Consider the following 10,746-nt stretch of genomic DNA (forward strand, 5'->3'; position numbering starts at 1 on the left):
CTTGGTCGCCGCCGCCCCGACATAGGCCAGCACGATCTCCAGCGGCGACACGGGCGCGGACAGTATCTCGTAGATCGTGCCGGTGAACTTGGGGAAGTAGATGCCGAATGACGCATTGAAGATCGACTGGGTGAACAGGCTGAGCATGATCAGGCCCGGCACGATGAAGGCGCCGTAGGGGACGCCGTCCACCTCGGTCATGCGGCTGCCGATGGCCCCGCCGAAGACGACGAAATAGAGCGACGTGGTGATGACCGGCGTCACCAGCGACTGCCACAGGGTGCGAAGGGCGCGCGCCATCTCGAAGCGATAGATGGCCCAGACGCCGTAACCGTTGAACGCCATCACGCGGCCTCCCGATCCTGATGGACCAGGCCGACGAAGATGTCCTCGAGCGAGCTCTGGCGGGTGCTGAGATCCTTGAAGCCGATGCCGAGGTCCGACAGACGGCGCATCAGGGACGGGACGCCGGTCTTTTCGGCGTTGGAATCGAAGACGTATTCCAGTTCGGCCCCGTCGCATTGCAGCGCCAGATTCCATTCGGCCAGTTCTGGCGGCAGGGTCGCCAGCGGCTCCTGAAGCTGCAGGGTCAGGGTCTTCTTGCCCAGCTTCTGCATCAGGTCGGCGGTCTTCTCGACCAGGATCAGCTCGCCCTTGAGGATGACGCCGACGCGGTCGGCCATCTCTTCGGCTTCCTCGATGTAGTGGGTGGTCAAGATGATGGTCACGCCGCGCTCGCGCAGGCGGCGCACCAGCGACCACATGTCCCGGCGCAGCTCGACGTCCACGCCCGCCGTGGGTTCGTCCAGGAACAGGATTTCCGGTTCGTGGCTCAGGGCCTTGGCGATCATGACGCGGCGCTTCATCCCGCCGGACAGGGTCATGATCTTGGCGTCCTTCTTGTCCCACAGGGAAAGGTCGCGAAGGATCTGTTCGACATAGGCCGGGTTCGGCGCCTTGCCGAACAGGCCCCGGCTGAAGGTGACGGTGGCCCAGACGGTCTCGAAGGCGTCGGTGGTCAGTTCCTGCGGCACCAGGCCGATCTTGGTGCGGGCGGCGCGATAGTCGGACTGGATGTCGTGGCCGTCGGCGGTGATGGTCCCGGTCGAGGGGGTGACGATGCCGCAGACGATGGAGATCATCGTCGTCTTGCCCGCCCCGTTCGGCCCCAACAGGGCGAAGATCTCGCCCTTTTCGATCTCCAGATCGACGCGCTTCAGGGCCTGGTGCCCCGTCTTATAGGTCTTGGTCAGACCCTGGATGGTGATGACGGCTGGCATGCAGGCCCCTCCCGGCTTGGGCGAGGCAGATAAGAAGGCGCCGCCGCCCGCTCAAGGGCGCCCTTTGGACAAGATTGACAAAAAGTCAGGCCTCGGAACGCCAGTCGAACACCAGGGTCTCGCGGTGGCCGAAGCGCGACAGGTGGTCGGCGAACACCACCTTAAAGCGGTCCATGTCGGCGCCGACGTCGCCTTCCAGCCGGACCAGCAGCCGGTCCGCCAGGGCCTGCATCCTGCACACGCCCATGGGCAGGACGATGCGGGCGTTCTCGGGCGTGAAGGCGGCCTCGAACTTATGCGCCCAATGCTTGGCCAGTTGCTGCATATAGCGGCTGGCGTGGGCGGTCAGGACTTCGACGGTCGCCACCGGACCCGTCGGATCGGAAGCGGCATCGGAAACGGCAGGGGCGGAAGCGACGGTCATGGCGATCCTCACACGAACAGGCCGCCATCATAGCAAGTTGCGAGCGACTCGCAACATCACAGGCAACCTGACCGCTCTCTCGCGGGTTTCTCCTCCGACGCCATGAAAGGGCGACGCCATGTCCCGTCTTTCCGTCCTGCCCGTCCTGGCGGTGAGTTTCAGTCTGGCCCTGGCCTTGGAGGCGTGCGCCACGCGCAGCGCCCTGCCTGACGACGCAGGCTTCGGCGCCGCCCCCGCCCTGCCCGCGCCCCAGCCCCAGGCCGTTCCCACGGTCAAGATCGCCCGAGCCGTCGGCTGGCCGCAGGGACAGACGCCGGTTGCGGCGGCGGGTCTGGCGGTCAACGCCTTTGCGACGGGGCTGGATCATCCGCGCTGGCTCCATGTCCTGCCCAACGGCGACGTTCTGGTCGCCGAGTCCCAGGCGCCGGCGAAGCCCAAGGACAAGAAGGGCGGACTGCGCGGCTGGATCGAGGGTCTGGTGATGTCGCGCGCCGGGTCCGGCGACACGCCCAGCGCCGACCGCATCAGCCTGCTGCGCGACGCCGACGGCGACGGGACGGCGGAGACGAAGACGGTCTTTCTGAGCGGGCTGACCTCGCCCTTCGGCATGGCCCTGATCGGAGGGCGGCTGTACGTCGCCAACGCCGACGCCGTGGTCATGGTCCCCTATCAGACGGGCCAGACGCGCATCGACGCGACGCCGGTCAAGGTCGCGGACCTGCCCGCCGGGCGCAATCACCACTGGACCAAGAGCCTGGTCGCCTCGGCGGACGGAAGCAGGCTCTATGTCGGGGTCGGCTCCAACTCCAACATCGGCGAGAACGGGCTGGACGAAGAGGTCGACCGCGCCGCCATCCTGGAGATCGACGTCGCCGCCGGCGCGCGGCGCGTCTTCGCCTCGGGCTTGCGGAACCCGGTCGGCCTGGCCTGGAATCCGCAGGACGGGCGTTTGTGGACCTCGGTCAATGAGCGCGACGCCCTGGGCGACGATCTGGTCCCCGACTACATGACCTCGGTCACGCCCGGCGGCTTCTACGGCTGGCCGTGGAGCTATTACGGCCAGAATGTCGACGAGCGGGTGCAGCCCGCCCGGCCCGACATGGTCGCCAGGGCGATCAGGCCCGACTACGCCCTGGGGTCGCATACGGCCTCGCTGGGTCTGACCTTCTATGCCGGAACGCTGCTGCCGCAGTGGCGCAACGGCGCGATCATCGGCCAGCACGGCTCGTGGAACCGCAACCCGCCGTCCGGCTACAAGGTCATCTTCGTGCCCTTCCGCGAGGGTCGCCCGGACGGACCGCCGCAGGACGTGCTGACCGGCTTCCGCAACGCAAGGGGCGAGGCCATGGGGCGGCCGGTCGGCGTGGCGGTCGATGGACGCGGCGCCCTGCTGGTCGCCGACGACGTGGGCGACGCGGTCTGGCGCGTGACGCCCGCCGCGCGATGAGATGCGGCGGCGGCTTCATCAGTCGTGAGGGCGCGGGCCTGGTTGCATCTGCAGACGATCCAGCGTGAAACCGTCGCTCATTGCCGGATCAGCTTGACCCTGCGTCGGCTTTCGACTTGACCTTACGTCATTGAAAAGGACGCGAAAGCTTGCCTTTTTGTCGAATGGCCCCGTCTGCGTCCCCGCCGCCGGTTGACCCGCCGCCCCGCGCCGTTCATCAACCATGACAAAGGCAATCGGGAAGAGGCGGCGCACCCATGGGACTGGCGGCAAACATCCGGCGCGACATCAAGTTCGCTGGCGGGCTGTTCAGGCTTCTGAAGCGCATCAAGCCCATCACGCTCGACAGCGACGTCCTGGCCTGTGACGACATCGAGGAGGCGGTCGACAAGTTCGGCCCCAACATCGCGGTCGAGGACGAAACCCGCAAGCTGACCTATCGCGAGTTCGAGGCCCTGGCGAACCGCTACGCCAACTGGGCCAAGAGCCGCAATCTGAAGCGCAGCGACGTCATCGCCCTGGTGATGCACAACCGCGTGGAATACGTGGCCGCCTGGTTCGGCTTCTCCAAGGTCGGGGTGGCCACCGCCCTGATCAACAACAATCTGACCGGCGCGGCCCTGGCCCACTGCCTGACCATCTCAACCGCCTTCAACGTGGTGACGGACGAGGACTGCTGGCAGGCGGTCGAGGACGCGCGCGGCCTGGTCGACCGCAATCTGATGATCTGGGTCCACGGCCTGGGCGAAGAGAACGAGACCAACGCGCGCCGCGACCTGGACAACGCCGTGCGCAGCGCATCGTCCGTGCGGCCCGACCGTTCGCTGCGTCAGGGCATGACCAATCGCGACACGGCCCTGTACATCTTCACCTCGGGCACCACCGGCCTGCCCAAGGCGGCGCGGATGCCGCATTCGCGGGTGCGGACCTATATGCGCGCCTTCGCCGGGGCCACGGCCTCGACGCCCAAGGACGCCCTGTTCAACGTCCTGCCGCTGTATCACTCGACCGGCGGGCTGGTCGGCGTCGGCTCGGTGCTGCTGAACGGCGGGCGGATGGTGACGCGGCGGCGCTTCTCGGCCACCCATTTCTGGCCCGACGTGAAGGCGACCGGGGCGACCATGTTCGTCTATATCGGCGAGCTGTGCCGCTATCTGGTCAACAGCCCCGAGAACCCGGACGAGAAGGGCCACAAGCTGCGGCTGGCCTTCGGCAACGGCCTGCGCCCCGACGTCTGGCCCGAGTTCCAGAGCCGCTTCGGCATCAAGGACATTCTTGAGTTCTACGGCTCGACCGAGGGCAACGTCTCCCTGTTCAACTTCGACGGCAAGGCGGGGGCCATCGGCCGGGTGCCGGGCTTCCTGAAGTCGCAGATCAACATCCGCCTGATCGCCCTGGACCCGGAAACGGGCGAGCCGGTGCGCGGCGCCGACGGCCTGTGCCGCCTGGTGATGAGCGGCGAGACGGGCGAGGCCATCGGCCAGATCGGCAGCGACATCCGCCACGACTTCTCGGGCTATGCCGACAAGAAGGCGTCGGAGAAGAAGATCCTGACCGACGTGCTCAAGAAGGGCGACCGCTGGTTCCGCACCGGCGACCTGATGCGCCAGGACCGTCAGGGCTACCTCTATTTCATGGACCGTCTGGGCGACACCTTCCGCTGGAAGGGCGAGAACGTCTCGACCGCCGAGGTCGAGCAGCGCCTGTCCGAAGCGCCGGGCGTGCAGGAGGTCATCGCCTACGGCGTCGAGGTGCCGGGCCAGGAAGGCAAGGCGGGCATGGTCGGCCTGGTGCTGGACGAGAAGTTCGACGCGACGAGCTTCGCCGCCTGGGCCGACGCGCAGTTGCCGACCTACGCCCGGCCGGTGTTCGTGCGGATGCTGAAGTCGGCCGACACCACCGGGACGTTCAAATACCGCAAGGTCGACCTGGTCGCCGACGGCTTCGATCCCGACAAGGTCGACGGTCCCGTCTGGGTGCGCGGCGGCAAGGCCGGCTATCAGAAGCTGACCCCCAAGGCCCGCGAGGCGATCCTGAGCGGCGCGACGCGGCTTTAAAATTCTCCCTCCCCTTCATGGGGAGGGTGGCTGAGGCGAAGCCGAAGTCGGGTGGGGCGGTTGGCCGTTCACGCGCCGCTCCATGCATCACCCGGCCCTCCCCACCCGGTCGCTACGCGACCACCCTCCCCATGAAGGGGAGGGAGAGGGTCTTTGCGGTTTTCGTCCCGAACCGGGATTCGCGAAACGCGGCCTTAAGCATTAACGCCGATAACGGCGTCCTGACCCTTCGGCTCCAGGACGCCTGCTCGCCTCATGTTCCAGATCATCGGCATCGTCATGCTGTTCGCCATGGTGTTCGGCAGCTTCCTGCTGCACGGCGGCAAGATGGCGACGATCCTCTATTCGCTGCCCTATGAGCTCATGGCCATCTTCGGGGCGGGCATCGCGGCCTTCCTGATTTCCAACAGCCTGCCGGTGATCAAGGCCACCCTGGGCGGCCTGGGCAAGTGCTTCGCCGGGCCGAAGTGGAAGAAGCAGGACTACAAGGATCTGCTCAGCCTGCTGTTCCAGCTGACCAAGACGATGAAGTCCAAGGGCGTGATCGCCCTGGAAAGCCACATCGAAAAACCGGCCGAGAGCGCAATCTTCCAGAAATACCCCAAGGTGCTGAAGGACCACTTCGCCACCGACTTCATCTGCGACACCCTGCGGATGATGACCATGAACCTCGAGGATCCGCACCAGATCGAGGACGCCATGGAGAAGCAGCTGGAGAAGCACCACCACGAGGCCTTGGCCCCGGCCCACGCGCTGCAGACCCTGGCCGACGGCCTGCCCGCCCTGGGCATCGTCGCCGCCGTGCTGGGCATCATCAAGACCATGGGTTCGATCACCGAGCCGCCGGAAGTGCTGGGCGGCATGATCGGCGGCGCCCTGGTCGGCACCTTCCTGGGCGTCTTCCTGGCCTATGGCCTGGTCGGGCCGTTCGCCTCGCGCCTGAACGCCATCGTCGAGGAGGAAGGCGCCTACTACAAGATCATCCAGTCCGTGCTGGTGGCCCACCTGCACGGCAATGCGGCCCAGATCTCGGTCGAGATCGGCCGCGGCGACATCCCCTCGACCGCCCAGCCGTCCTTCACCGAGATGGAAGAAGCCCTGGCCGCCGCGCCGATGGACGCCTGACGCCCGCAAGCGACGTTCGGAACACGGAGCGTTCACGACGGTTCTCTCAGGATCACGGCCGCGTGCGCGGCCCTACGCCTGGAGCCGTCCCATGCCTGTGCGTCCTTCATCCTCCGCCTTTCGCCTCGGCGCCCTAGCGATGCTGACGCTGGCCGCCGCCTGCAACGAGCGGACGCCGGAGCCGCCCGCCCCTGTGGCCGGCGCCGCCCCGACCGCATCCGCGCCGCCCGTCAGTCCTGTGCCCGCGCCCGATTCGACGGGTACGGCGACGCCGCCGCCGGGGGACGCCGCCCCGGTTCCCACGCCCCCGATCCTGCCGCCGGACCCGAACGAGCCGACTCCGCCCGACCCCATGGACCCGACGGCGTCGCGGCCGGTTCCCCCGGACAACCCCTGAATTTCGGGCGTGAATCCGCCCCCTCTCAAGTTGTCTTCACGAACCCGTGAGAAATCGCTTGCGCTCCTCCTCACGAAGCCGTTATCTCTTCCTCAGCGAGGTTCATGGTCTCGCTTTTACCTTCTGAAGGAAGAAACCTATGCGCATCACCGCTCTGATCGCCGCTTCGGCCGCTGCTCTGGCCCTGGCCGCTTGCCAACCCGCCGCCACCGACAAGGCTGAAGACGCCGCTGCCGACGCCACCGCCGCCGCCGACACCGCTGCCGACGCCGCTGCTACGGCCGACGCCGCCGCCACCGACCCTCCCGCCGCTGTTGGCGAAACTGCTGGCTAAGCCGTCAAGGCTTCCGACGCCGCTGCCCCGGCTGCCGACGCCGCTGCCGCTCCGGCCGCTGCTCCGGCTGCTCCGGCTGCCGCTCACTAAGACTTACGTCTTGGATCGCGGTCTTCGGATCGCGATGCGGAAAGGGGTCGTCCTCACGGACGGCCCCTTTTTCATGCGCGCTTTACAGGCTGGGCGGCTTTCGCCCGACGACGCGGCCCGATAGACCCCAGCCATGACCGCCGCACCGCCCCCCGACGACGCCTCGCCTCAACTGCTGTGGGCCGAAGACGGCTCGCCCCGCTCGGGCCGATTCGGCGACGTCTATTTCTCGAAAGACGACGGCCTGGCCGAGACCCGCGCGGTCTTCCTGCAGGGCTGCGGCCTGCCGGATGCCTGGTCCGGGCGATCCGCCTTCACCGTCGGCGAGCTGGGTTTCGGCACTGGGCTGAACATCGTGACCCTGCTGGACCTGTGGCGGCGCACGCGCGCGGACGGGGCGCGGCTGCGGGTCTTCTCCATCGAAGGCTTCCCTCTGACGCGCAACGAAGCCGCGCGCGCCCTGGCCGCCTGGCCCGAGCTGGCCGAGACGGCCGCCGGAGTGCTGGACGCCTGGCCCGCCGGGACGCCGGGTTTTCACCGGCTGGACCTGCCGCAATGGGGGGCGACGATCGACCTGGCCGTCGGCGACGCCCAATGGGCGTTGGAGCAATGGTCGGGCCCGGCCGACGCCTGGTTCCTGGATGGATTCTCGCCCGCGCTGAACCCCGGCATGTGGTCGCCTGAAATCCTGGCCCTGGTCGCGGCGCGCTCCGCGCCCGGAACGCGGCTGGCCACCTTCACCGTCGCCGGGGCCGGGCGGCGCGGCCTGACCGAGCATGGCTTCACCGTCGAGAAGAAGCCCGGCCACGGCAGGAAGCGCGAACGGCTGGAGGCCCGCATGGCGGGCGAGGCGCCGACGGAACGCCCTCGTCATGTCGCCGTGATCGGCGCCGGGATCGCGGGCGCCGCCGTCGTCCGCGCCCTGATCGCCGAGGGCGCGCGCGTCACGGTCGTCGAGGCCGAGCGGGCGGGCGCGGGCGCTTCAGGTTTTCCGGCCTCGCTGGTCACGCCGAGGCTGGATGCAGGCGACGCCTTCATCGCCGGATTCCACGCCCAGGCGCTGGAGCGGGCGGGAAGCCTGTACCGCGCCCTGCCCGGCGCCGTCGTCGCCGAGGAGGTGCTGCAACTGGAGCAGGCGCCGCGCGACGCCGCGCGCTTCGACAAGATCGCGGCTCAGCCCCTGTGGCCCGAAGGCGCCATGCAGAGGCTGGCCCCCGCCGCCTGTTCTGAGCGCCTGGGCGAACCCACAACGCGCGGCGGTCTGATGATGGGCCAGGCCCTGGCCGTGCGCTCCAGCGCCATACTGGAGCCGTGGCTGGACGGAGCCGAACGGATCACAGGGCGAGCGGGCGAGCTGGAAGCGACGCCGAGCGGCTGGCGCGTGAAGGGCGACGACGGCGCGGTCCTGATCGAGGCCGACGCCCTCGTGCTGACGGCGGGTTGGGGATCGGCGCGGCTGGCGCCTGATCTGCCGTTGTCGCCAGTGGCGGGACAAGCCGACTGGACCCGGGGGGCGCCGCCGCCTCGGCCCGTCGCCTGGGGCGGCTACGTTGCGCCGACCGGGGACGGGATGCTCTACGGCGCCACCCATGACCGGGGCGTAGAGGCGCCCGAGGCATCCGACGAGGCCAGCGCCCGCAACCAGGCGACCTTGGCCGGCGCCCTGCCCGCCCTCGCCGAGATCGTCCGTCAAACGTCCGACGAGACGCGCGGCCGTCGCGTCGCCGTGCGCGCGACGACGCCCGACCGCTTGCCCCTGTGCGGCGCATGGAGGGACGGGCTTCATGTCCTGACGGGCTTAGGCTCGCGCGGCTTCTGCGTCGCTCCCCTGCTGGGCGAGCATCTGTCGGCGACCATCATGGGGCGGCCTTCGCCCCTGCCCGCCGAGGCGGTGCGGCGGCTGAACCCGCGCCGCCATGAACCGCAACCGACGACGCCGTCGGGCGTTGACAGCAAAGGTTCATCTCCAGGCGATATCTGAAGCCGGACGAGCCGCCGCCTGGGCTCGATACTTCATGGAGTAAGCCATGTCCGCCCGCCTCGTCTCCGCCATCGTCCTGTCCGCCGCCAGCGCCCTGGCGGCCTGCGCGCCCGTCTCGACGTCCGCCGACGGCGTGGCGACTTCCGCAACCGCACGCACATGCATTTTCCAGAATGATATCCGCAGCTTCCGAGTCTCGAACGACGAGCGGAATGTCTATGTGCGCGGCCTGGACAAGACCGTCTATCGGCTTGAGGTCGCGGGCGCTTGTCCTGAGCTGGACAACACCCTGGCCATCGGATTCGCGCCCAGGGGCGGGATGAACAGTCTTTGCAGCGGCGACTACACACGACTGGTGGTCGGCGGCTCGCCCTCGACCATGCCGTGCAGCGTGCGCATGACAGGCGCCCTGACCGAAGCCGAGGTCGCCGCCCTGCCCGCACGAGAACGCCCCTGAGCCGACGGTGCGGCAGCCGGTCGCAGCTTGGATTACATCTCTGTAATTGCGAATGAGTCGTTTGAGCGCGGATCGACGAACGAGTAAGTAGCGTTGCTATGCCCGCGACGCCGGACAGAAGGTTGGCGCGCGTCTGACTGTACGCTCAACCTCCCAGGATATCCGCACGTGGCGATCTCTCGACGCTTTCCGGCCCGGCTGACCGTCAGCCTGGCCCTCGCTCTGGCTACCAGCCTGACCCTGGCCGCATGCGGCGGACACGGGGATGAAAAGGACAAGAAGGACGGGGCCTCGCGCCAGACCGTCAGCGCGACGACGGCGACCTCGGTCGCCCTGCCCCGCACCGTGGTCGCCTCAGGCACCGTCTCGGCCTGGGAAGAAGTGCCGGTCGCCGCCGAGACCGGCGGGCTGACGGCGACGATCCTCTATGTCGACGAAGGCTCCTATGTCCGCCAGGGTCAGCCCCTGGTGCAGATGAACGACGTCCTGTTGCGCGCCCAGGTGCGCCAGCAGCAGGCGGCCGTGCAGACCGCCGAGGCCAACGTCGCCCGCGACGACGCCGCCCTGGCCCGCGCGCAGGAACTGAAGACGCGCGGCTTCCTGAGCCAGGCGTCGCTGGACACGGCCCTGGCCAATCAGCGCGCCTCGGCGGCCAATCTGGCTTCGGCGCAGGCCGCCCTGGCCGAGACCCAGACCCGCCTGTCGCAGGCCACCATCCGCGCGCCCGTCAGCGGCCTGATCATCAGCCGCAGCGTGACCAAGGGCCAGATCATCAGCGCCGAGGCCGAGCTGTTCCGCATGGTGCGCGACGGCCGCCTGGAGCTGGACGCCCAGGTGCCGGAAACCGAACTGCCCTTGATCCAGGCCGGACAGAGCGCGGCCATCACCTCCAGCCAGGCCGGTTCGACGACCGGCACGGTCCGCATCGTCACGCCCGAGGTCAACGCCCAGACCCGCCTGGGCCTGGCGCGCATCAGCCTGGCTCCCGGCAGCGCGCTGAAGCCCGGCATGTTCGCCCGCGCCGCCATCGAGGCGGGCACGCGCCCGGCCACAGTGGTGCCGACCGACGCCGTCCTCTATCGCAGCAACAAGTCCGGGGTGTTCGTGCTGAACGCCGACTCCTCGGTGCGCTTCGTGCCGGTGACGGTGCTGTC

The 10,746-nt window shown here is 68.6% G+C and carries 11 protein-coding genes; 8 read left to right on the forward strand and 3 right to left on the reverse strand.

Features of this window, described 5'->3' with window-relative positions; translation table 11 throughout:
* The 3 genes from B2Y21_RS03975 to B2Y21_RS03985 form a co-directional block, all read right to left on the reverse strand.
* Positions 1–345 (reverse strand): ABC transporter permease (locus tag B2Y21_RS03975; RefSeq protein WP_292057182.1); only part of this gene is annotated, 345 nt, incomplete at its 3' end.
* Positions 345–1,280, reverse strand: a complete 936-nt coding sequence (locus tag B2Y21_RS03980; protein ID WP_292057185.1) for an ABC transporter ATP-binding protein — start codon at positions 1,278–1,280, stop codon at positions 345–347. The genes B2Y21_RS03975 and B2Y21_RS03980, both read right to left, overlap by 1 nt.
* 85 nt (positions 1,281–1,365) lie before the next feature.
* Complete coding sequence (locus tag B2Y21_RS03985; protein WP_292057187.1) at positions 1,366–1,704, reverse strand: DUF2218 domain-containing protein; 339 nt, start codon at positions 1,702–1,704, stop codon at positions 1,366–1,368.
* 118 nt (positions 1,705–1,822) lie between these two features.
* Between B2Y21_RS03985 and B2Y21_RS03990 the strand changes: the two genes are divergently transcribed.
* The 8 genes from B2Y21_RS03990 to B2Y21_RS04025 all read left to right on the forward strand — a co-directional run.
* Entirely contained in the window at positions 1,823–3,151 is a 1,329-nt protein-coding gene (locus tag B2Y21_RS03990; protein WP_292057190.1) for a PQQ-dependent sugar dehydrogenase, read from the forward strand.
* 257 nt (positions 3,152–3,408) lie between these two features.
* Complete coding sequence (locus B2Y21_RS03995) at positions 3,409–5,208, forward strand: long-chain-acyl-CoA synthetase (RefSeq protein WP_292057192.1); 1,800 nt, start codon at positions 3,409–3,411, stop codon at positions 5,206–5,208.
* A 255-nt stretch (positions 5,209–5,463) separates the two neighbouring features.
* Entirely contained in the window at positions 5,464–6,333 is an 870-nt protein-coding gene (motA, locus tag B2Y21_RS04000; RefSeq protein WP_003163893.1) for a flagellar motor stator protein MotA, read from the forward strand.
* Positions 6,334–6,424: 91 nt separating this feature from the next.
* Entirely contained in the window at positions 6,425–6,730 is a 306-nt protein-coding gene (locus tag B2Y21_RS04005; RefSeq protein ID WP_292057197.1) for a hypothetical protein, read from the forward strand.
* A 139-nt stretch (positions 6,731–6,869) separates the two neighbouring features.
* Positions 6,870–7,064: a hypothetical protein gene (locus tag B2Y21_RS04010; protein WP_292057199.1), complete on the forward strand. Its 195-nt coding sequence runs from the start codon at positions 6,870–6,872 to the stop codon at positions 7,062–7,064.
* A gap of 223 nt (positions 7,065–7,287) precedes the next feature.
* Complete coding sequence (gene mnmD, locus B2Y21_RS04015) at positions 7,288–9,135, forward strand: tRNA (5-methylaminomethyl-2-thiouridine)(34)-methyltransferase MnmD (RefSeq protein ID WP_292057201.1); 1,848 nt, start codon at positions 7,288–7,290, stop codon at positions 9,133–9,135.
* Positions 9,136–9,181: 46 nt separating this feature from the next.
* The gene (locus tag B2Y21_RS04020; protein ID WP_292057204.1) at positions 9,182–9,592 is read left to right on the forward strand and encodes a DUF6491 family protein; all 411 of its coding nucleotides are present in this window, start codon (positions 9,182–9,184) and stop codon (positions 9,590–9,592) included.
* Positions 9,593–9,760: 168 nt separating this feature from the next.
* A partial coding sequence (locus B2Y21_RS04025) for an efflux RND transporter periplasmic adaptor subunit (protein WP_292057207.1) occupies positions 9,761–10,746 on the forward strand: 986 nt, incomplete at its 3' end.

Origin of the sequence: Brevundimonas sp. UBA5936, assembly GCA_002430835.1 — a bacterium.
Lineage (GTDB): Bacteria > Pseudomonadota > Alphaproteobacteria > Caulobacterales > Caulobacteraceae > Brevundimonas.